This window comes from Bacillus sp. FJAT-27445 (genome assembly GCF_001510665.1).
In the GTDB taxonomy this organism is placed as follows: domain Bacteria; phylum Bacillota; class Bacilli; order Bacillales; family Cytobacillaceae; genus Bacillus_D.
This window is the reverse complement of record NZ_LMTI01000005.1, coordinates 469,613-492,224: the sequence shown is the minus strand read 5'-3', so window position 1 is coordinate 492,224 and position 22,612 is coordinate 469,613. Positions and strand designations below refer to the sequence as shown.

The 22,612-nt window shown below is 39.4% G+C and carries 16 protein-coding genes and 2 pseudogenes; 2 read left to right on the top strand and 16 right to left on the bottom strand.

Features of this window, described 5'->3' with window-relative positions:
* Position 1: 1 nt before the first annotated feature.
* The 4 genes and pseudogenes from AR337_RS17120 to AR337_RS17095 all read right to left on the bottom strand — a co-directional run.
* Positions 2-940: a PD-(D/E)XK motif protein gene (locus AR337_RS17120; RefSeq protein WP_059173219.1), complete on the bottom strand. Its 939-nt coding sequence runs from the start codon at positions 938-940 to the stop codon at positions 2-4.
* Positions 937-3,699, bottom strand: a complete 2,763-nt coding sequence (locus AR337_RS17115; protein ID WP_059173218.1) for a Z1 domain-containing protein — start codon at positions 3,697-3,699, stop codon at positions 937-939. The genes AR337_RS17120 and AR337_RS17115 overlap by 4 nt, the downstream gene beginning before the upstream one ends.
* Complete coding sequence (locus tag AR337_RS17110; protein ID WP_059173217.1) at positions 3,686-5,161, bottom strand: ATP-binding protein; 1,476 nt, start codon at positions 5,159-5,161, stop codon at positions 3,686-3,688. Before AR337_RS17110 ends, AR337_RS17115 begins: the two co-directional genes overlap by 14 nt.
* 1,325 nt (positions 5,162-6,486) lie before the next feature.
* Positions 6,487-6,771: pseudogene (locus AR337_RS17095) on the bottom strand (YolD-like family protein); the annotation flags it as partial.
* Positions 6,772-7,196: 425 nt separating this feature from the next.
* Here AR337_RS17095 and AR337_RS24090 point away from each other — a divergent pair.
* Positions 7,197-7,265, top strand: a pseudogene (locus tag AR337_RS24090) (hypothetical protein); the annotation flags it as partial.
* A 61-nt stretch (positions 7,266-7,326) separates the two neighbouring features.
* On the opposite strand, the gene AR337_RS17090 reads toward AR337_RS24090, so the two are convergent.
* From AR337_RS17090 to AR337_RS17065, 6 genes are all read right to left on the bottom strand, one after another.
* Positions 7,327-7,575 (bottom strand): DUF3006 domain-containing protein, encoded by a 249-nt coding sequence (locus tag AR337_RS17090; RefSeq protein WP_059173213.1) that lies wholly within the window; start codon positions 7,573-7,575, stop codon positions 7,327-7,329.
* Positions 7,562-9,040 (bottom strand): MBL fold metallo-hydrolase, encoded by a 1,479-nt coding sequence (locus tag AR337_RS17085; RefSeq protein WP_059173212.1) that lies wholly within the window; start codon positions 9,038-9,040, stop codon positions 7,562-7,564. The genes AR337_RS17090 and AR337_RS17085 overlap by 14 nt, the downstream gene beginning before the upstream one ends.
* 594 nt (positions 9,041-9,634) lie before the next feature.
* A complete protein-coding gene (locus AR337_RS17080; RefSeq protein WP_059173211.1) occupies positions 9,635-9,892 on the bottom strand; it encodes a hypothetical protein in 258 nt (85 codons plus the stop codon).
* 510 nt (positions 9,893-10,402) lie between these two features.
* A complete protein-coding gene (locus AR337_RS17075; protein WP_059173210.1) occupies positions 10,403-11,629 on the bottom strand; it encodes a multidrug effflux MFS transporter in 1,227 nt (408 codons plus the stop codon).
* Between the two features lie 298 nt (positions 11,630-11,927).
* On the bottom strand, positions 11,928-12,455 hold the full coding sequence (locus AR337_RS17070; protein ID WP_059173209.1) for a hypothetical protein: 528 nt from the start codon (positions 12,453-12,455) through the stop codon (positions 11,928-11,930).
* 1,075 nt (positions 12,456-13,530) lie between these two features.
* Positions 13,531-14,388 carry a helix-turn-helix domain-containing protein gene (locus AR337_RS17065; RefSeq protein ID WP_059173208.1) on the bottom strand — a complete coding sequence of 286 codons (858 nt, stop codon included), beginning with the start codon at positions 14,386-14,388 and terminating at the stop codon, positions 13,531-13,533.
* 71 nt (positions 14,389-14,459) lie between these two features.
* Here AR337_RS17065 and AR337_RS17060 point away from each other — a divergent pair, with 71 nt between their 5' ends.
* Complete coding sequence (locus AR337_RS17060; RefSeq protein WP_216637389.1) at positions 14,460-15,635, top strand: DNA cytosine methyltransferase; 1,176 nt, start codon at positions 14,460-14,462, stop codon at positions 15,633-15,635.
* Positions 15,636-16,034: 399 nt separating this feature from the next.
* On the opposite strand, the gene AR337_RS17055 is transcribed toward AR337_RS17060, so the two are convergent.
* The 6 genes from AR337_RS17055 to AR337_RS17030 all read right to left on the bottom strand — a co-directional run bounded on the left by AR337_RS17055 (position 16,035) and on the right by AR337_RS17030 (position 22,610).
* Positions 16,035-17,579, bottom strand: a complete 1,545-nt coding sequence (locus AR337_RS17055; protein WP_059173207.1) for a right-handed parallel beta-helix repeat-containing protein — start codon at positions 17,577-17,579, stop codon at positions 16,035-16,037.
* Between the two features lie 512 nt (positions 17,580-18,091).
* A complete protein-coding gene (locus AR337_RS17050) occupies positions 18,092-19,453 on the bottom strand; it encodes an MATE family efflux transporter (protein WP_059173206.1) in 1,362 nt (453 codons plus the stop codon).
* 28 nt (positions 19,454-19,481) lie between these two features.
* Positions 19,482-19,817, bottom strand: a complete 336-nt coding sequence (locus tag AR337_RS17045) for a metal-sensitive transcriptional regulator (RefSeq protein ID WP_301335732.1) — start codon at positions 19,815-19,817, stop codon at positions 19,482-19,484.
* 175 nt (positions 19,818-19,992) lie between these two features.
* Positions 19,993-20,631, bottom strand: a complete 639-nt coding sequence (locus tag AR337_RS17040; RefSeq protein ID WP_059173205.1) for a nitrite reductase — start codon at positions 20,629-20,631, stop codon at positions 19,993-19,995.
* A 13-nt stretch (positions 20,632-20,644) separates the two neighbouring features.
* Positions 20,645-21,649 (bottom strand): ABC transporter ATP-binding protein, encoded by a 1,005-nt coding sequence (locus AR337_RS17035; protein ID WP_059173204.1) that lies wholly within the window; start codon positions 21,647-21,649, stop codon positions 20,645-20,647.
* Positions 21,642-22,610 (bottom strand): ABC transporter ATP-binding protein, encoded by a 969-nt coding sequence (locus AR337_RS17030; protein ID WP_059173203.1) that lies wholly within the window; start codon positions 22,608-22,610, stop codon positions 21,642-21,644. The genes AR337_RS17035 and AR337_RS17030 overlap by 8 nt, the downstream gene beginning before the upstream one ends.
* Positions 22,611-22,612: the final 2 nt, after the last annotated feature.

Here is a 22,612-nt window from a genome sequence, read left to right as displayed (position 1 = left end):
TTTACTCCTTCTGCCAGTCCACTAAAGAAGGCAAGTTTATTTCATAATGTAGCGATGACACTTGTGTCGGAACGTTTGCCTTAGTAAGTTTCGGGAAAAATTCATCTACACGATAACGCTGTCTTCCTGAGCAGAAATATTTTTGTTCCGAATATTCCCGCAAATCTATATAGCCATACGCATTGAGTTTTGCGCGGAACAAGTCGAGTGCTTCCACACTATTCATGAGATTCGTGCTAATTCGGCGAACCACATCATTAAGTGAAACTGCACCTGGCTTGTCTGGAGCAACCTTGTCAATTCGTTTGATGACTAATTCACCATCATCGACACAATCAAGCTGATCCATAGACGATATTGTGACACTAACTGCTGATACTCCTATACTCTTGATTTCAAACCAACCGTCTGGATACACAAAGTCTTGGTCACCGCCATCTGCGCCAGACCACCCCTGCACCGTAGCTAATGCTGCATAAGCAGCTAAGCGTTGCTCCAAGAACAGAAGCTCGCCGAGTAACCCTTTGCGCCTATACTCATCCATAAGACCGCTCCGCTGTGTTTCCAGCAACTTGCTCCACTGCTTATAGCGCATAATAACCAGTTTCAAGGCCTCTTCCTCATTAGCCGCTAGGCGAGAATGCTCCATTACATCGCAACAAAGAATGGCGAATACACCCTGTTGCTCATTGCGAAGCAACTCAAAAGAAAGCGTCCAGCGATTATCCGTTTCGCGCATACGACGGCTTACTTTCATCGATTTTGAGGATTCAATCGTGCCGATTTCTGTGTCACTGACAAGTAGGAACGTCCGCTGGCTAATAGACTGATATCCAATATGCCACTCTAATGGGTGTTGCGTATCAATCTGCAAAAAGCCGCCATCCGTATATTTTATGCTCTTCCATTGCTTTTCGAGGATTTCAGGCGTTATTTTCATTCGTCTTCGTCCTCCTCGACATCATAGTAATTCTTAAGCTCAACCATGTTCACCATGTAGTACGCAATTTTCTCATCACCGTTGTCCGGGATACCAATACCTAAGGCAAACAGATAATCAGGTACCTGAACTCCAGCATCAATCTGACTCCGCAGAATACCCTTTTTATTGGTGCCAACTTTGTCAACAGCAACAACATGAAGAATCAAAATCGGTGGACGGTTGGTTTTTAAGTACGCCTTGTCAGGGATATGTGGTGCATCTGGATTTTCTTCACGAAACCTTTTTTCAGCTTCTTTTCTTTGAGCTTTCGACAAACCAATTTTCGCAGCGCCACCTGCACCCACTCGCACTTTTGTACCACTGATACTAATTTGATCACTCGTTGCTTTTACAGCACGTTTTTCAGGTCTTATCCTTAATATTTCTTCGCCGCAGACCAGAGCATCATATTCATCTCCAGAACCTTCTGCAATAAACACATCCCAATCATCTACATCAGAACTGTCTCTTATGAAATCCGCGAGAGCTACACCTTGAAAGTTCAGTTGCCAAACATGGGTTCTAAAATCGCGAAGAAGTTGTTCAACCTCATCCTTGCTGACTCCTTCCCAAAAATACTTAGCACCTTCTTTTTCAACTCTCCGCCCAATATCGGGTAAACGCCTAACAAAGTCTTCAAATACTTCTTTGTTCAATTGCAAAGAAGCGGCATCTGCACGTAGCCGAGGAGTCTCAAGCAGCTGCCCTGAAACGGTTATTGGACGTTTGACAAATGTTGCCGACCGCATCTTATTCCTTGCAGTCACAATAAGCGACGCAGGGTCTTGACGGACCTTTAGTCCAAATTGCAAAGGTGTAAGACTGGCATCCTTCATTTTTACAATTTCACGTTTCAATTCCTCGGCCGCTGCGGTTATATATCCATACCAGTCAATAGCTTCCACACTAATCCATATCTTAAAAAGATCCTCATATCCAGGACGATAACCAAACCAGCGTCCCATTTGAAGAAGCGTATCATACATCAGTGATCTGCGATAGAAATAACTGACGCATAATCCTTCAAGGGTAAGTCCTCTTGAAAGGCTATTGCCACCAACAGCTATAACACGAAGTCCCTTTTCCTTATGGCTATAATAATCCAGTCCAGTTGAACTGCTTTTTTGGTTTACTGAACGAACGACAATTGGAGAAACCGCAGTGAAAAGATATGCAGACAAGAACCTGTGCCAGGGCATTGGACTGCCTTTTGAACCTGCTTTTTCCGACAACTTATGTTTCTTCCATACTGCTTTTAAAAATGCAATATTCGGGATTTCATCGCTTTTGTTTTCGGGCAAGCAAGCATAATTTTGAAGGTCTGAGCGCATATCTTCAACCCACTTGTGTGCTAAACCACTGATTTGATTTTGAACATCGGTGAACCTACTGACATGAATCATCATAGAACGATGACTCTTGTTATCGCCACGAATATCACGAATGCCGTTAGCAATCAAGAAATAAGCCATAGCTTCTTTCATACTTGGCGGCAATTCGTTAACAACAAGCTCTTTCCGATGAGTAAACGGGAAAAAAGCATCAATCTCTTGCGGATATAGTCCCTCAAGAGAGTGCCCAAATCGAGCCTCTTCTCCAAATATACTCTCTGCTCCAATATAGTTGGTCGGTGGAGAAAGTGAATAAATAAAATCCCTTGGAAACAAATCGTCATCCCGCATTTCATCGGTTGTTTCAGGGTTGATAAAAATGTTTGCATATGGTGTAGCTGTAATTCCAAGGTATGATGCTTGCCTGAACAACTTCAACAAGCGGCGAATCGCATCGTTTATTGCCGTCGGGTCTTCGTCTTCCTTCTTTGTATTAACGGAAGCATTATCCGCTTCATCGTCAATTAACAACATTGGTAGGTTGATTGCTCCCCTTGCATCAAGGTTATTGCTCTTCAGCCATTTAATAAGATTGTTGAGAATGCTCTTGTTTTTCTTGATAACGAAAAGAACGGTTGTGTTCACGTTATGTAGCGATAGCTTTAACGCACGGAGGATATTCTTGTCAAAATCTTTTGTAACCGATGTGAATGTCGCAATTTGTTTTTCTTGGCCATACTTGCCCACGCCAACAGGCACATTTTCAATCTCCTGTTTGGGATCAAGCAGGTATTGGCTCATTCTTCCCGAAAACTCGGTATCAAGACGTTCTTGGGTTTGTTGCCGCAGGTTTTCCATCATTCCAGCAAGAATAATTATGACACGATAGCCTGTATCTGCAGCTTTGTTGCAAATAGCAGTATAGTTTGCAGTTTTTCCCGATTGAACATCACCCAACACTAGACCGCGACGCTGAAACGGAGAATCGCTTTTCGGGTCTCCAAGATAATCCACAATTTCATCTGAAACACGTCCAAGATTACCTGTTACGCGGGGATTCCAGTGTTTTACTTCTTCAAGATACTTTTTATATCTATTCCAAAAGAAAAAGTCTAACGACGACCGCCGTGCGGATAGCCACGGTAAATGTTGTTGTTTATCTTTGATGAGAACACCCAAGTCCATTTGCACGACAATATTGGCTTTTAGTTTTCGTTTGATTTCCGCAAATTCTTCATCACTTACTGGATACAAGAGAGCCAGCGACTGCCTCAGAGCGTTCACTTCAGTATCAAATACCGAATCGGTAGGTGGAACGTCCGGGTATTTCGTATTTATGGTTGTAGAAATAATTCCTTCCAATAATTCGGAGTTAGTTCCAGCCATGAGCAGCTTCTCCTATCTTGTATCTGTCAATAAGTTGCGGGTAATTAACGAACGGTTCGGAAACGGAAAGCCTATCTAGTAATTCCGCTTTACCCGCACTGGTAGGAATTTGCGCAAGCAAACCTTGCAATAGTACATCAACAGTTTGCATTGTGGTTTCGGTATCATTTTCAACCGGTTTTTCAGAATTCAAGTCCAAGTAAAGCGAGCTAAGCGGAAGTCCTGTTTCAATTGCTTTCAGCAGATTTTCTAAATTTTGTTTGACTTGTTGTGGAGAATTATCGAACACTTCAACTAGTGGATGATCTCTGTTTATGGTATAATACGAGCCACCTTGTTTCCCTTTAAACCTTTGCCATACATGAACAATTGAGTCATGAGTTTCCTTCTTCCCACGATATACCCAAGTTCTCTTACTTTTCTCAGCAAGTCTCTCAATTACGGAATTTAGGTTGTTTCGTACTTCTTCTGGCGGTAATGCAGTAGATTTCTTTATATCAAGTGTCCACAGGGTGTCCAGTTCATTTGGTATATCAACCTGAACACGAGCCAGCTTTGAAAGCTCTGCTTGCCTCATCATTCGGAACCAGGTACCCCAAACCAGTAGACGTTTATTTCTATAAATATAGAAACCTTGACTTTTACGCAGCCCTTCCTTACCTCCTAGCGCAGCAATTTCATCAATGGTTAAATTTGAAATATGGGGAAGAATATAGGGACGAATAACGACCTTTGTTCCCTCAATATTTATAATCTCATCAGACATTACCTGTGTATTGCGTTTTGCTAGAAATGGATCGGCTGGTTCAACAGATACGTTGTTCATCCTAATTTGCATTTTCTTGAGCCCCGATTCACCGCTGATATACCGGTGAAAGACCAAAGAAAGATGAGAGCGAACATTATCCATCTTTTTCCCCATGGAACGACTAAAGTCAAGTTCCCCAACCTTAAGCCTATCGAGATTTTGCCAAACCACAAGAGTACCAGATTTCAGTTTTCGTAATTCCTCAATTTTAGGAATAGCATTAAGCTCCTCCTCAGACTCAATAATCAACAATGACCAATCATGAGCTTCGATTATGTGGTCAATGTCCCAGCAACGGGCTTCTATGTGGTTGTTTTGCTTGCTAACTACTGTTAATGTTCGGCATTGGGAAAGCGATGCTGTTTTAAGTCCTAATCCAAAACGTCCCAAGTCAGTTGTTGCTCGTTTTTCATTAGGATTTTGGCTACCGTAACGCATAGCAGTTTCAAGTTCGTCGCCATTCATTCCAAAACCATCATCAAGAATTGCTATGTAGGAGTCTCCAATGGGAAAGAAGAAAATATCAGTGCATGAAGCTGATGCCGATATGCTGTTGTCAATGATATCAGCTATTGCTGCTTCCAATGTATAGCCGATGGCGCGGGTAGACTCTATCAATGTTGGTGCATAAGGCGGCAGGGATTTAGTCTTCACGCGAGAACCCCTTTCTTATAATAAAATTAGTGAATTCATTCAGATTCTAAGGCAACAACATTTCAGAGGTAACTCTTTAGCGCTCTCTAGCAATTCTCAATTGCATGGTTTTACCATTCTCTCATTATAATAGATTATAACCCAATTTGTATCTGTTACGAGAGAGTAATAGTAAAAACTAGAATATTTTGTCATAATATCTGGGGACAAACTTTTCAAGCCTCTTCCTTATAAGAATACTTAGACGCAATATCTGGAAAGATTACAATGTTAATTTTAGATCTAGACTTTTACTGACGACTCGGCTAAACGGGGTATTTTCCATTTCAACAAAGGAATCAAACATTGCCGTGCCCCTCCTTCCAGACGGAACGGAAGGTGACAACTGGAGCCTGGAGGTTCTGTCGTTTCTGATATTTTTCCTCCGTAGCCTTCAGGAGCCTCGAGGATTCCGGCACTTCCACCAGCAGGTGCTCTGGGAATTCCGGCCTTTCCCTATGCTGTTTATTAAACGATCATTAAATATGTAATTTGATTTATACCAAGACAAAAATTGTCTATATGATGGAACAAATTCATCTGGGGAACAAGTACACCATCTGTCCTCTTATAACCACTAATATAAAGTTGAACTCTCATCTCCTTATACTTCTCTTTTAGGCTATCTTTCAAATCTAGCTGGCCTTTTCGGAGTACTGCAATCTTTATATCAGTAGATTTTAAGAGTTTAGTTATTATCATCAATTAACGAGTAAACCATTTTTTCAGGATCATTGATTATAAGCTTGCACCTGTCTGACCTTCTTCTCATCGATTTCTGCAACATGTGGGTGATAGATGAATCTAATCTTTTTTACCAATTTGCTCACCTTAAGATTAGTATAAACGCATGTTTATCCTGACATTCAATTAGAACAAATTTACAACCAATATATCGGCAACCGGTTGAATTGACACGATAAATTTTTCTTGGTATCAGGATATTTTCTAACAATATCTTCATATGTTCCATTGTCTTTAATAAATTCCGGTTTGTAACAAAAACATTTCGCATGTTGAATTTGCGTAAATATGATGTCCTTGTATACCAAATCATTCCTTTTGAAAGGCTTGGCACAGACCATACAATGAGGCTGCACTTTTTCATTAACCAAATATACCCTCTACTTTTTATAAACATAATTTTTTCTTCCTTCGCTTCATTGTGTATGTCTTGGATGCAGGTACTAGCAAATTGCAGCTTATATATCTCAACTTCCATTGTTCCCATCAAAATGAAAAAGCAGGGTTGCAAAATGGTCGAGTTTTGTATTTTTTGTTACGTTTTATGTATTATCAGCAAAAGCTTCTCTAATATATGAAAAACTAAAATTTATCATTTTCCCACCTTTTGTTTCTAGAAAAAGAATCTTTATTAGCTCATCCATATGATGAATCATTCCACTGGGTTCAAGAAAATATCCTTCGTTCCATATTTTTACCCTGACCGGAATGGCAAATTCCATAACCAAAAGGATGGTCTGCTCAATCTCGTCCCATTGTTGTTGATCAAGTATCGGTTTTGCTACTTTTCTGTCCTCTTCCCATACCTTTCTCAGCATGGAATTCTGGTCGGGTAAAAATGAAGCGGCTCTCCACTTCTTTAATCATCCCCGGTCACGTATCCCCATACTATCACTCCGTCCTTCTTCCTTCAATAAATTACGGAACATACGTTCTTGTTTTTCGATAAAAAAAACCATCCGAATGGATGGCGGTAAAAAATCAGGCTGAAAAACTTCTTTTTTTATTCGCAAAAATTTTGAATTGAAATATCCAATTTTTATTTATATCTTTCCTAGATTTAACCTTAACAAGATTATTATTACGACCGTAACAATGAATGCGTTGATATTTACATTCAAGTTGGAAAGCAACTTTTTACCCGTCCTCGCAGAAATTCATTTATATTCATAAAAATAAGAAGAACCTCCAATGATTCAATAAGCTTAAAGGAATCTTTGGAAATTATTTTGAGGAATAAAATAAAAATAACGAACGTTATCAATGGACTCAAAATAAGATGACCCCTGCACAATACCGGAGTCATCTGTTAGCTACATAAAAGTTTTGAGGTATTTTTTTAACTGCCACTTAATGGGTTACAGTTCAGGGGCGGTCTGTCCTTACTTATTCTTCAACTTGTTTAATAATTCTATGGCTCGATTTCTAGCCTTCTCTGTCTCATCCTTTAAATGTTCCACGTTTGAAACTGTTCCATCCTCTTTAAAAGTAATAAGTAATATATCACCTTCAACTACCGAACCAGGCAACTTGGATTTTGATAGTACCATTTCGATTTTTTCATCGTCCCTCTTCAACAAAACGATCTTATCACCCTCAAAACGGTCTACAGTGAATTTATTTGACTTCACTTATAATCACACCCTCAACATTATAAAGTTGTGCCGGGTCACTACTAGTATTGTTCCACATATTCCCGGTAGTCCATTTTAATTGAGTCGGTGGGTTGCTTACAGCATTAGGCCCGGAAGTGACTGATACAGTTGAACCTGCCTTTAACATATACCCTGAAGGAAAAGTAAACGTTTGATTTCCCTCAACACTTACCAACTTCCACCCTGTTAAGTTCGCATCAGTAGTACCACTATTCTTAATCTTAACAACCTCAGCAGCTTTATCGACACTCAAAATATTAATTTCACTTGTTTTAGGTGCGGGTGCAGGAGTATTTAACCAAGGATTTGCTGAAACGGAGTATGCAGTTTTGGTCAATGTAAATACGATAGTACCACTATCCGCAGTTGAATAAAGCTTTGAACCTAACTGGGTTAACCGATCCACCACTTCTTTATGTGGATGCCCATAACTATTATCCTTCCCGTAACTTAACACAGTTGCCTTAGGGTTTACCTTTTTTATGAACTCCAAGCTGTTTCCTGTATTTGAGCCATGATGTGCTGCTTTAAAAATTTCTGCTTCGACATTAAACTTTTCCATCATTACTTTTTCTTGATTGGCCTCTGCATCTCCGGTCAATAATATATCCATGTTTCCGTATGTCGTTTTTAAGGCGACAGAAGCTTCGTTATTATCTCCTAGACCTTCACCACTATTTAATACAGTAATTTTTACGTTGCTATCGAGATTTAGTACTTGTCCAACCTTAGCCACTGAAAAGGGAATATTCCTAGAATCAATAAGACTCAAATACTCTAAATAAGTTTGCGTTGTATGTTCTTTCCCGCTATCGAGTACCTGCTTAACAGGAAATGATTTGAGTACACTTATCAAGCCGCCAATGTGGTCAGCATCTGGATGAGTTGCTACTAGTAAATCTACTGTTTTAACTCCAACTTTGTTGAGATAACTAACTAATTCATCCCCATATTCCCTCTTCCCGCCATCAACTAATATATTTTTGCCATTAGTTAATGTAATCAAGATACTGTCACCTTGCCCTACATTAATAAAATGAGCCTTGACGGAAGGAGCTGGAATTCCACCATTTATACACTGTACTGCTTGTAGTTTGGTCTTGCTCGGAGTTTGATAGGAGACTCGTGAATCACGGTCTACGAAATACCCTCCACCAACACTCAACATTCCAGGTTTAAAGGCGTATATTCGATAGAATTCCCCTTTTTTTAAAGTCCTGGAGAATATTTTTTTATCTCCATCCAATTTAAATAATGGAGTATCTTTTAATATTGTTAACCGCCCAATTTGACCAGATTTTAATTCAATTCCATCCCACCAAATTTTTGTAACACCCTTATATTGGTCACAAATACTACCTTCTGTTGCAGTAGCATTCAAATTTGGTAAGAATATCCCTAACAGCAAGATAAGTGATAATAAAATAGGTATTTTCCTCATTGTTACTTTCCGTCTCCCTTACAAACTTTTACTTTCAAACCAAGTATAATAGTAATTATTGCTAATTTAAAGAAATACTGGATTAGTAAATTTACCCAGATTGGTTCCAGTGAGAATCCAATCATTTCAAAAACAGCTTTATCCAGGCCCCCCTCCCCAGTATGAGCATCCTTAATGTTTAGGAAAATTGCAAATCTGTGCAGCCGAAGTAATTGAATTTGAACCCTCTATTATTTCTGTGAAATCCATCTTCATTCGCCTTTTCCTTTTTAAAAACCGTCCAATCATTTCGTTAACCCCTCCAAATAGAAATCATTGCCTTCTATTTGGAAATATGAACCTTTAAATTTAACGATGAGCCAATATAAGCTAACTTAATCGAATTTCCCACCAATACGAAAAGAGCCTCCCTTTTCTCGGAGGCTCTTTTCACTGCTTTGTCGACAAGAATTCAATGAATTTTTACAATTGTCTGATCTTCTTCCCGTCGATTCAGGCATTATGTGGGTTATAGATGAATTTAATCATTTTTGCCAAATTGCTCACCTTAAGATTAGTATACTCCCGTGATTATCCTGACCAATCCGAACGAATTTACCGATTTCTTCTAAGAGAATTAACAACCAATATATTGGCAACCGGTTGATCTGAAACGATAAATTTTTCTAGATATTCAGGATATTTTCCAACAATATCTTCATATGTTCCTTTGTCTTTAATAAATTCCTGTTTGTAACAAAAACATCCTGCATGTTGAATTTGTGTAAACATGGTGTCCGTATATACCAAGTCATTCCTTTTGAATGGCTTGGCACAGACCATACAATGAGGCTGCACTTTTTCATAAACCAAAAATACCCTCTCCTTTTTCAAAACATACTTTTTTCCAATTGCTTCGTTGTGTATGTCTTGGATGCAGGTGTTGGCAAATTGTAGCTTGTTAATTCATCCCCCATTTGTTCCCATCATAACGAAAAAGCAGGGCTACAAGTGTCTGAATTTTGTATTTTTTGTTACGTTTTATGTATTATAAGCAAAAGCTTCTATCCTCTCCAAACAGTCAACCGTGGCTAGGATTGGAGTAAACAAAAAAACACCTCATAATAAAAGATGGCTACTTTTTATTAAAAATTATTTATTTTCCTGTAATAGCTACTTTCTTATCAATCATCAAAGCTTCTATAAACACAACAAAGGGTCCCATTCTTAACGAATCTAGGCATCCGCTTTAGAATGAAACACTTATACGCCGTGTAATTAGCACAATAAGAAGTACAATTTCAACTTCTGGTTACGTTCATGCCGGTCATGCTATGACAGCATTGCGGGAGAATCCCCGGGTGAGGGTGCCTCCCACCGAGCCTACGCGTCGCGATTAACTATTAAAACCTGCTCCTTGACTTTAGTTTTTCTGACCAGGAAGAAATAACACATGAAAGCCAAAATACTGGCACCGAAAATGAGGGCGGCCATCGGAACTCCTGTGTAGGCTCCGCCAATTCCTACAAGCGGGGCTGACAGGGAGGCCATGACAAAGGGCAATACCCCCAATAATGCAGAAGCGCTGCCTGCCATATGCCCTTGTGACTGAATGGCCAATGTGAAAGACGATGTCCCTATCATACTAATGGAAGTTAGGAAAAAGAAAACTGGGATTGCGACTCCGATCAGCGGGGCTTCCAATAGGAGTGCAATCAGTAAACCGAAACCTGATACATTCGCTAACGACAGGCCTATTTTCAAGAAAGTTCGTTCCGAAATGATGTCAGTCAATCGGCCGACAGACTGGCTTCCTATAATCAGCGCCAAGCCATTTACCCCGAATAAGAGGCTAAACTGCTGAGGGGTTACACCGTAAATGTTTTGGTAAACAAACGGAATACCAGAAACATAGGCAAAAATACCAGAAGTGATGAACCCTTGGGTAAATGCATAGCCCATGAACTGTTTGTTTTTAAATAATGCTCCGAAATTGCCCAGTACTTGCGGCAAATTACTCGGGACCCGTTTTTCTGCTGGCAGAGTCTCTTTTAACTTAAATGAAACGGTCAAGGTCATTACGGCCCCAATACATGCCAGTACAATAAACACCCAATGCCAATCCTGAAAAGCAAGGATGGCCCCTCCGGCAATTGGTGCAATGATCGGCCCCAGGTTCCCTACCAATACCATCAAAGTAAAAAACTTTGTCAGTTCCTTTCCGCTATATAGGTCCCTTACGATAGCTCTTGATATGACAATCCCGCCGGACGCCGCAAACCCTTGGACAAATCGGGCAGCAATTAGAAGATAGATATTGGGTGCAATTGAGCATGCTAGGGAAGCCAGGATGTACAGGCCCAGGAAGAATATCAATGGCTTCCGCCGCCCTTTAACGTCACTTAATGGCCCAATGACCAATTGCCCCAAACCAAGACCCAATAAAGCGGAAGTCAAACTGGTTTGGACAAGTGATGCAGTCGTATCAAATTCCTGTACTATGGTAGGGAAGGCCGGCAAATACGTATCAATTGTAAATGGTCCCAAAATGCCAAGTGAGCCTAAAAGCAAAGCGAGCTGCAGTCGCTTCTTTTTGCCAGATTCATTCATGTCGGTCTCCCCTTTCTTTATGTTTTTTCATGCTGAAGACCTAATAAATTTCGGTAACCGAAATTTCGCATTTGTCTATTATAGACTGAACAAGCATTATTGGTAAACAGTTAATAGAAATAAATATTCTTATTCTCATTAATACTTTGTCCTTTCTATTATCAATTCTATTTGCAGCTGAGTTTTCTACCTTTTATCCCTTCTTCTCAGCAGATATAGAGGGTTGCCAAAAATAAAAGGATAGATAAAGCACTATAAATGCTCTATCTATCCTATTTTCATCCTCATACATAATTTCCTACTGTTGTAATAAGATACTCTCCTGAAATTCTACATAGCTGTTTGGTTTGTAGTCTATACCAGTTTTAGTCAATATTACTTTTTGAAAAATGGCTTGAAGGATTATTGCAATGTCCGATTCAGGAAAATTAACCAGTCCGTTTTTAGCCCTATTGATTATCTTATTCCGTTCTAGTAATTCAATATATCGATCTTCAAGTTCATTTACCCGGATTAAATGCTTTTGCAGTTCTTTATTATCAGCGGAGCAACTAAGATAATAATTCGAAATGGTTTTGTCCAGCTCCGCGATTTGTTTCTCTGTCATGTTAATGTCCTTAAAGAGTAAGTCTTCTTGAAAAACAATTCCATAGCCTGCAATAGTTTTTGTTAATAGGTTTATTATTAAATTTTCGTGTTTATCTGCTCCCAAATCCCTCTGTCCGTGATATTCCAATTTATTCTTAGCATGATCACATACATAACGGCGATAAATTTTTGTTTCCTTTTTTACTCCATTCTTTGATTTTGGGCGGTTCCTGTTCATTTCAGGTTTAGCTTCCGTCCGCAATATCCGCAGGAAACTAGACCATCCAAAGGAAAATCCCTTTTTACTGACAAATCAAGATTTCCTTCGGTAGGACAGCGGCCATCCATTAGTTCCTGAACCTCATAGAATTGATCGTCATTAATTATCGCCAAGTTTTCATTTTTGGGCTGGAGCCTCCACTCAGATATGTTTATCTACTTACCGTGAAGTCCTTATTTGTTGAACGCTGGCTGGCCAATATAGATTTGGTTCCTGAGTAGCTTGGAAATTGTATTATAAACATGGTTTCTTGCTTCTTGTTGAAGTTCCTATCTCATTAAGCTCCTGTGCAATCCTGCTGCAGCCATATCGTTGTTCTGAGGCAATATTAAAAATTCGCTTAATTATCTCGGTTTGGGGGGCAATTATTGGAGGTAGTAGTGTTACCCTGGTTTTTGCTCTCAACAACAAGGTAAATCAGATACTTACAGCAGTACTGCATTTACTTTTAATGGTTGTTGGAGTAATTTTTCGTGCTTAAATATCTTTTTAATGCGATTATACGAACCTATGTTTTATAGTAGGTATATACGCCAAGATATTTATTAGAATAAAAAATATAGACATTTTTTAAAAACAAATTTCTTAGTGTTAAAACCTTACAATAATTTGACATCCTATACAAAGATCATGTTAGGTTTTGTATGATTTGAGAGAGATTCAACTCCCCTACACTTTCAATTGGAAGGGACAAGAAAATAGGGGTAATTTCAAATAAATACAGTTAATAAAATGCTGTTAAATAAACATTTCGGATCCTATAAGAAAATCTGGGCTATTCAAAAATAACAACATGTGCAATTTTTGTGAAATGGGTGAAAATTTTTAAATGTTAAGTATGTTGTCAATTCTTTGTCGAAATTGCTGACTCCTAATATATCCTGTAACTTTCTAGTTTCTGCACTCAACAGGTGATGAGTTGATAATGCATACAGGAGTAGCATTAGTTCTGAAATATAAATTAGAAAGAAATTAAAAAACTACCCTATGTTAAAGGTAGTCTGTTTGATATAATTATACTTGTTAGTTGATGTTAATTAAATCCTGGATAAGATTTTTTATCAGTATGTTGATATGGAACTAAGTTTGGCTCAAAATATACTAGGCTCATTTCTTTTAAAGAACCTGTTCTTATTGGTGCAGTTTTTCCCGAGTCTCCCTCAGTATTACTAATAGAGAAATCCTCTTCTTTTAAGTAACCACATCTAACTTCCCAAATTGAGACAGTATCACCTCTTTGAGTTTTATTGTAATTACCATCGGAGTCAGTAAGAACATATCTAAAGGTTAAGTAATTCCCTGGTTTAGGAAGGTGACCCTTTGGCATATTCTTTTCCAATGCTATTTTTATTTCTACTCCCTCACCCAACCCATTCTCTCTTATTAAATCAGGATATGTGTGTGGTTTATTCCTTATATAGACATTATTGGAATAGTTAGCTATCCCTGCACCTAAGATATTACCTACTATAGAAGAAAGATTAGCTAATTCAACTAAACCAGATAATTTCTGTGCCCCATTCTTTAACAATTGTTCATCAATAATATCTAGTGTATTATAGCAATGTTCAATAGCATTTAATAAAGTTTCCGAGGTTAAGCCCACAGCTTGAAGAGAGTTAACATTCCTAACACAATCTTCCTTGACCTTCCGAGTTGTTATTACTTTGTTAATATCGGGTGCATCTTGAAGTAACAGTAATTCAGCTAATGTCATATCCATTGCTTCCGCTATTTTCGAAGCAGTTTCGACAGTTGGTTCTCTTTCACCCCTCTCAATTAAGCCAACTGTAGTTCTATGCAACCCTGTTCTTTTGGCGATATCTTCCAAAGACAAACCTTGTTCTTTTCTTAACTCTGCTATTATTTGTGCAAGACTTCTTTTTTCCATACCCTAAAATTAGCATACTTGACACAACATAGAAACGAGACTATAGTCTACGTTATAGAGGTGATAAATAAATGAATGGTAAAATTGGAATAATGGATTTATTTTGTGGAACTGGTGGTTTTTCATACGGTTTCACAAAATTCAGCCAAGAATTTGAGACAGTTTGTGCAATAGATATTCTGGAAGCTCCATCAAAAACAGCTAAGTTAAATCATCCTAATGCAATTGTTATTAATCAAGATATTAGAACTATCAAACCATCAGAAGTAGAACAACTACTAACACAGGAAAACAAAAAAGTAGATATTATAATTGGTGGCCCTCCATGTCAGGGTTTCTCATCAATTAGACCGTTTAGAAGTGGTAATGATGATGACCCAAGAAATAGTTTATTTGAACAATACGCACTTTTTGTTAATTACTTTCAACCTAAAGTGTTTGTTTTAGAAAATGTGGTAGGATTAACCACTCATAAACAAGGTAAAACCATAAAATTAATGGAGCAATGCTTTATAGATATTGGGTACGATGTAGATTGGAAAATTGTAAATGCAGCTAATTTTGGAGTTCCTCAAAAGAGAGAACGACTCATAATGATAGGGGCACAGAAAGGATTAACTATTAACTTTCCTAAACCTACACATTATTTCGAAGGTAAAACCATAGGTTACAAGGATAAAAGTAAAATCCTATCTGCTGAATCAGATCTATTTAATATGGACACTCTCTTACCTGCTTTAACTGTTTCGGATGCAATTAGTGATTTACCTCCAATTGAAAGTGGGGAAACTGCTACCGAGTATACAATTGAACCTTTAAACGATTACCAATATAACAGAAGGTTAGAAGTTGTAAATCTAGATTTACATTCATCCACTAACCATTCACCTAAAATGTTAGAAATTATTAGCTATTCAGGTTCAAATATTGATTGCATTCCTAAACATTTAATTTCTAGTGGTTTTAGCACATCTTATTCAAGACTTGAGGCAGATGAACCATCAAACACTATAACTGTTAACTTTGTTCACCCTGCTTCAAACAAATGTATACACCCTACTCAGAATAGGGCACTTACACCAAGAGAAGGTGCAAGGATTCAAAGTTTTGATGATAGTTTTAAATTTCATGGTAGTAGAACCCAAATTGTTAAACAAATAGGAAATGCAGTTCCTCCCTTACTAGGTAAGGCTATAGCAGAAGAAGTTTACAATACATTGAAAGAGACTTCTTTAATAATATCTTGATTTTCGAACAAAAACTCCAATATCTATTCTTTACTGTAAAACAGGCTACATTTTGTAGTCTGTTTTTATTTGCAGTTTTATCTGAATTAACCCCACCAAGTGCCGAATGATTGAATTAATGTAGGTATGGTTTAGGTCAGGTTCATTCTCAACATGTGATTTTTTGAAATATCTAATTGAACGTAAATGTGCTTTAAAACAGATGCCCCTTTATTATCTCCCTGAATAAATACAGATACCTCCATATTGTCATGTGATTACTATACGTTCGTTTTTTCCACCTGCCTATAAATTGCTGATTAATTCCCTTCCTCCAATAATTTTTCAGCCGCTATAGAAGAAAAATAATAATTTCATCAGCGACAAAAATCCGGATTTTCTATGTCGGCAGCTTTTAATTTAATATATGTATATTACATGTTTACCTGCTCCTCCTGCTACGGGAAGAACACAGTTGTTAGTATTTTGGCCAATCAACAGTTCCATTCCGGCTGGTGTGGAAATATTGATTCCTCTCATTGAGACATAAGTATTTAATTTTTCATTTTTTCTTATGAGGTTATTTCCTGCAATAGTACCGGAACTATTACCCGAACGAAAGGCGATGGCAGCTGGCGCCACATACACTTTATCCTGGACATCCTCTACTTTGTTCCCAGAAACTGAAAACTGCTGATTGTAAGTATATAAGTGGATGCCATTTGCATATGAATTGACCAGAGTATTATCTTTTATCACTAAGTCTTTAGTAAATGACGCCTGAATAGCACCCGAGATGCTATTTCCCTGCTGTCCGGCATCAGTTAATTGATTACCTTCTATAGTGCAGTCCCTGCTGTTATCAGATGAAGCTCCAGCCACTACAATCCCATATCCCTTACCGATTCCTTCTATTCGGTTGCCCTTGGCCGTACATTTCTGGGAGCCATATAAATCCATTCCATCATTTCCTGTTGCATTAACACATGCGATTCCAACCTTGGTATTTCGTATTGTATTGTAGTTAAATGTAATATTCTCCCCGCCATGAGTATCTAAAGCCTCCCATAACGGAATGTCTTCTATTATACTGTCAGTCACAGAACTATCCGCACTTCTCGGATGTGCTTCCAAGCTGCTCTCAGCACCCTTTCGCGAGAAGAAGACGCCATAGGCATTCCCTACGCTTCCTGGTGAAATTCCCTTTATGTGGCTCCTATCAATATGCATATTTCTGACAGAAAGGCCCCCAATACCTGCAAAACCGATATCATGAATAATCGTATTTGAAATCTTTACATTATCAGCAAATTCAGCAAGTATACCATAAAAGCCTATATTGCGAATCTTTACATCCTCTACGACAATATTTTTGGCATAGCCAGCAGCACCTGCTCCCTTAATCCTTATCCCGATTCCTTTACTATCTGCCATCTTATTGCCCGCCCCTTGAAGCTCAATACCATATAGCTTTACTCCACTGCCAATAGTCAACAGGGTATGGTGTGTATTATCATTGTAAATCTTTGACCCGTACCCAATAAGAATAGTGTTGTCGGGAATCTTTAATCCACTGACTTTATATGAACAATCAAACGGCAAAACAACAGTTTTGCCGGCTCCTAGATTAATTGCCTTTTGTAATAGATCCGTCATATCAAAATCACTGTTAGCCAGGCTTTTGTCAATCACATCCGACACAAGTATAACTTTGTCTTTATCATTATCTGCCGCTTGCGGATTAAGCCCCAATTTTACTTCTGCAAGATTGTACAGCCCATCATTATCAAAATCCTCAAATTCTATTCCTGAACTCAGGCCATACTCCCTTTCCCAATTATCATCAATGCCATTTTTATTATCGTCAATCATACCCTGACCAGTTGCCGATGTATTTGGCAGCCAAATGATGAACAGAATTAACATAGTAATAAAACCCTTAAAGTAAATTCTCAGATGCCGCATTTCCTTCTCCTTCTCCCGATAACTAACCAAAAACACTAAAAATAGTCTTTTCTTCATAGTAATCTTGATATTTTTAGCATTATTATACATAAATTAGGTATTTTTATCTAGGTAAAAAGAGATGTTTATTTGACATTTTTTAGTTATAAATATTTTTAGGAGAATGTTAATTACATAATAGATTCTACTGTGAAGTTGAGCTAATGCTATGATTATATGGGGCTTATTGATTAAGCAGTCATCCTAAAAAAAGGAGCCCCTAACAAAAGGGCTCCTGATCATATAGTCCTAATAGGAAAGCCGGCTCTCTGCCAGATTTCTGGTCAATAGAGCCGGCTTTATTGCTTTCCTAATAGGGGATTTTTCTTTTTGTAAAAAATATGGTGTGTCTGATTGACTCTTTTACTAGCGGACATCTTACTAAAAAACTGACTAATGCATGCCTACCTTATTTCTGTAAATTGCTCAAAATTGCTTTTTTCTTCCTATCTTTTAGATTTTTAAAACACTACTTAAGGAATTATTGAAGATTTGGTCAGGTACGATTTTCCTACTGTCTTTCTAAATTTATAAAAAAGAAAGGCTCCCCTTACGTATAAGTCGATAACGATGGAAATCCAGATACCTGCTATGCCCATGCCGAATTGAATTCCGAGAAGGTATACTCCAATTACTCGGATGCCCCACATTCCGATAGCTGTGCTGTACATTGGACTTTTGGTGTCGCCGGCCCCCTGTAAGGCGCCAGCCAAAACGAGCCCAACCGCCAATGCCGGTTGAGCAAAAGCATCGATACGCAAAGCAGTTACGACCATATCAATTGCATTCTGGTCCGTTGTGAACCAAGTAGCGAACCACGGTGCCAGGAAGTAAAACAATACTCCAATCAGTGACATGAACACTACAGCAACACCTGTTGTCAGAATGCCGTACTGATACGCATCTCCGAACCGTTTTGCACCGATATGCTGACCAACCAGGGTTGTTGCGGCGACCGCCAGGCCATAGCCGGGCATATAGGAGAACATTTCAATATTTCCTGCAATCGTATGGGCTGCATACGTATCAGAACCGATTTTTACAATCAGACCGAAGTAAAGTACCTGGCCAAGGCGCATAATTAATCGTTCAATTGCTGCCGGTGTGGATAAGGATAGAATTGAAGCCGTGTCTTCTTTCGATCCTCCTCCGGACAGCATAAAGGAGACCGACGATTTTTTTATATAATAATACAAAGCGAAAGTTCCGAGGATCCTGACAATAACCGTGGCCAAAGCTGCACCTACTACCCCGAAGCCCGGAAGCCCAATCAATCCGAAAATAAGGACGTAATCTAGCGCTATATGGACAACATTGATCCAGAAGCCTACCTTCATTGGCGTCTTCGTATCACCAGCGGCTCTGAGGATGCTGCCATAAGTAACCATAAGTGCAATAAAGACAGAAGAAAGTCCGACAATCTGCATGTAATGCCTTCCGTCTGTTAGCACTTCCTCAGTGGCACCCATCATTCTAAGAAGCGGGTCACTAAATAACAAGGTAATCATTGCAAATAAGATTCCAGCAACAATAGAAATAATTGTTGCTTGCCGGGCAATTGATTTTGCTCTTCCCATTTCACCTGCTCCGATACTTCTCGAAATAAGGGAAGATGTTCCAACTCCTATCGCCATAAAGATTGCAATATAAACAGCAAGTATGGCATTTGCTACGCCTACAGCAGTTATTTCAGTTAAGCCTATTTTTGCGACAAACAGGGTATCGACAAATCCGACCACTGTCTGCAAAATATTCTCGATCATTGCGGGAAGCGCTAAAGCAAGGATAACCCTAAGCTTCTTTTTACTCGTTTTCCTTTCTTCCAATTCCTCCATAGCGATCCCTCCGCTAGCCAAGCTCTTGCTACTTCTTCATCAATTTTTGAATTGTAACCAATACTTCATCAATGACGTCTGAATCCCCTTCATGGATGCGCTCTACCACACAGTGTTTTAAGTGGCCTTCCAAAAGAATGCTTGCAACACTATTCATTGCCGATTGTATCGCAGAAATTTGGGCAATAACATCATCACAGTAAGTGTCATTTGCAATCATTTTTTTCACGCCTCGGATTTGCCCTTCAATTCGATTCAACCTGGATTCAAGGTTTTTCTTTACCTTTTGAGAATGGTTGCTCCTCCGTTTGCTATCAGAACAGCAATCGTCCTGTTCCAAAAATAACTCCGAAGACAATTCCAAAGCTGAAGACTTACCATCTGTTTTCAAAACCGGGACAAGCTCAGCAGTTGCCAAACTTGAAGAATTTACTCCCTGCTCCGAAACCATCAAAGACGCTCCTAAACCCAAATCCTCCGCACCTACTGTTTTTCCGTTATCTTTTTTCAATGCCAGATTCCCCCCGTTTCCTCCTGTATTAGGAAATCCTTTCCTGAGTCAATCTGTATAGTTCATCTTTTCCGCCAATCCGCTTAAGGAACTTATGAAAAGGCTCTCTCTTTTTCCCCATAGTGCTGTAGACCTGGAGAATGCCATCCACTACTGTATAAAGCTCATCCGGAGTTAAATTATCTTTAAATAAGCTGCCAGCTTCTGCGTCAGCTCCTTTTGATTTTCCGCCTACGTAGAGATTATAATGATGATTCACCTTCATCACGCCAATATCATTCACCAAAGGTTCTCCGCAACCGACTGGACAACCGGTATATGCCGGTTTTAGCGTGAATGGCACCGGAGTACCGGCAATCCGCTTGTTGAGCTCGATTGCAACAGGCATACCTTCTTCTTCTGCCCCCTTGCAAAAATTACAGGTTCTTAGGCTTTTCACATAGGATCCGACCGGAAAATAGCTTAACCCCGCTTCTTCAAATTCCTGAACAATTCGGTCTTTCTCAGCCTCGGGAATATCAATATAAAGCTGTTGAAAAGTTGTCAGTTCCAGTTCCTCATCCTCCTGCAGGTATTTGGCCAGGACAAGGAGCTGTTTTGCTGTCAGCTTTGCGCCAAAGCCAATCCCGCCGTTCACAGCAATTTTAATCTTTTTTTGAGATTCCATAAGCTTCTCCCTCTCATGATGTTTTTTCCATTCTATTCGAATGGCAATGGCATGCCACTGCATGGCTATCACCAAGGGTTTCAATATTGGGGGTTTTCGTGTGGCAGACGCTTTCCTGCATCGGGCACCTTTTTACAAAAGGGCAGCCTACGCCATCCTGGGTGGCATCGACTTCACCATCGTAAATTAGCTGATCACGGTTCTGGATAAAGTAATTGAGATCCTTAACCACTGAAACGAGAGCTTTTGTATAAGGGTGGGTGGGCGATTGAATAATCTTCTTTGTGGTTCCGACCTCGACAATTCTGCCCTGGTACATGACCGCAATCCGATCGCACATATAGCTCGCTGTTGATAGGTCATGCGTGATCAGCATCATCGTAAGGCCCATTTTTTCTTTTAGGTCAAGGAGAAGATTCAATATGCCCGCCCGAACGGAAACGTCGAGCATTGAAGTCGGCTCATCAGCTGCTATGAACAACGGCCTCAGAATAACCGCTCTTGCAATTGCAATCCGCTGCCTTTGTCCTCCGCTTAATTGGTGGGGATAACGGTACATATAATCTTCAGCAGGCCTAAGCTCGATGGACTCAAGTGCCTCTTTTACCCTTTCCAATTTTTCTTTAGGTGAAAGCTGTTTTTCATGGGCGTTAAGGGGTTCCATTAAGATATCCAGTATTGTCATTCCGGGATTCAACGTATCATATGGGTCTTGAAAAATTAACTGCATTTTTTTTCGTACCTTTTTCATTTCGGCATCAGTGAGTTTACAAAGGTCGACTCCGTCAAACCAGACCTCTCCATTTGTTTCCTTCATAAGTCTCATAACCATCCGGGCCATTGTGGTTTTTCCACATCCACTTTCCCCGATGATGCCAATGATTTCGCCTTTATTTATTTCTAAATTGACATCATTGACTGCATAGACATTAGTTAGCTTCCTGTTAAAAAAGTTTCCCGTTTTTTTCACGAATGTTTTCTTTAGGTTTGTTACTTTCAGCAAAGTTGAGTTACCCATTTTTCTCCTCCTCAAGAAAGCATGCTGTGTAATGGCCAGGTTTCACTTCTTTGAATTCAGGAGTTTCCTTCCTGCAGCGTTCAAAAGCGTATGGACAACGGGTATGGAAACGGCAACAACTTTTCATGTTTACGAGATTGGGCACACTTCCCGGGATTGACGTTACTTTACGGTCTGGATTCGATAAATCCGGAGTTGCCTCGAGCAATGCTTTGGAATACGGATGCCTTGTATCCTTCACTATATCTTCGGTTGTAGCCCATTCAACAATATGTCCTGCATACATAATCGCAATTTTTTCGCAAATGGCCGTTACCATAGGAAGATCATGTGAAATCAAAATAACGGAAAGGTTCATTTTTTTCTGCAAGTTTTTGATTAGGGCAATAACCTGCGCCTGGGTCAGCACATCCAGCCCGGTTGTTGACTCATCGGAAATAACCATCTTTGGGTTACATGCTAGCGCCATCGCAATGGCGACACGCTGCTTCATCCCGCCACTGAATTCATGGGGGTAACTCGTCCAGCGGCTGCCATCAATTCCTACAATTTCAAGCAGCCGTTTCGTTCTGTCTATTGCCTCCCTTTTATCCACTTTCTCATGAAGCTTAATCGCCTCCATGATTTGATCACCGATCGTATAAACCGGGTTAAGCGCGTTCATCGCGCTTTGCGGAATTACGGATATATCGCGCCATCGCATGGAAGTTAGTTGCGCTTCTGTCGCTTTCAATAAATCCGTTCCTTGGAATAAAGCACTGCCAGAGACAACCTTCCCAGGAAACTCTATTAATCTTAAAATCGTTTGGGCAACCGTCGTCTTTCCACAGCCAGACTCACCAATCAGACCAAGCATTTCTCCTTCCTCAACAGAAAAAGAAACATTCTCTACGGCCCTGGAAATCCCTTTTTCGGTTTTAAAAAAAGTGGATAAATTTTTTACAGTCAATACAGCAGCCATTA

Coding starts and splice junctions, on each gene's coding strand:
- AR337_RS17085 (WP_059173212.1), bottom strand. CDS start 9,040: ATGAGGAAAATACCTATTTTATTATCACTTATCTTGCTGTTAGGGATA.
- AR337_RS17120 (WP_059173219.1), bottom strand. CDS start 940: ATGAAAATAACGCCTGAAATCCTCGAAAAGCAATGGAAGAGCATAAAA.
- AR337_RS17030 (WP_059173203.1), bottom strand. CDS start 22,610: ATGGCTGCTGTATTGACTGTAAAAAATTTATCCACTTTTTTTAAAACC.
- AR337_RS17065 (WP_059173208.1), bottom strand. CDS start 14,388: ATGGAAAAAAGAAGTCTTGCACAAATAATAGCAGAGTTAAGAAAAGAA.
- AR337_RS17075 (WP_059173210.1), bottom strand. CDS start 11,629: ATGAATGAATCTGGCAAAAAGAAGCGACTGCAGCTCGCTTTGCTTTTA.
- AR337_RS17035 (WP_059173204.1), bottom strand. CDS start 21,649: ATGGGTAACTCAACTTTGCTGAAAGTAACAAACCTAAAGAAAACATTC.
- AR337_RS17040 (WP_059173205.1), bottom strand. CDS start 20,631: ATGGAATCTCAAAAAAAGATTAAAATTGCTGTGAACGGCGGGATTGGC.
- AR337_RS17070 (WP_059173209.1), bottom strand. CDS start 12,455: ATGAACAGGAACCGCCCAAAATCAAAGAATGGAGTAAAAAAGGAAACA.
- AR337_RS17055 (WP_059173207.1), bottom strand. CDS start 17,579: ATGCGGCATCTGAGAATTTACTTTAAGGGTTTTATTACTATGTTAATT.
- AR337_RS17060 (WP_216637389.1), top strand. CDS start 14,460: ATGAATGGTAAAATTGGAATAATGGATTTATTTTGTGGAACTGGTGGT.
- AR337_RS17050 (WP_059173206.1), bottom strand. CDS start 19,453: ATGGAGGAATTGGAAGAAAGGAAAACGAGTAAAAAGAAGCTTAGGGTT.
- AR337_RS17115 (WP_059173218.1), bottom strand. CDS start 3,699: ATGGCTGGAACTAACTCCGAATTATTGGAAGGAATTATTTCTACAACC.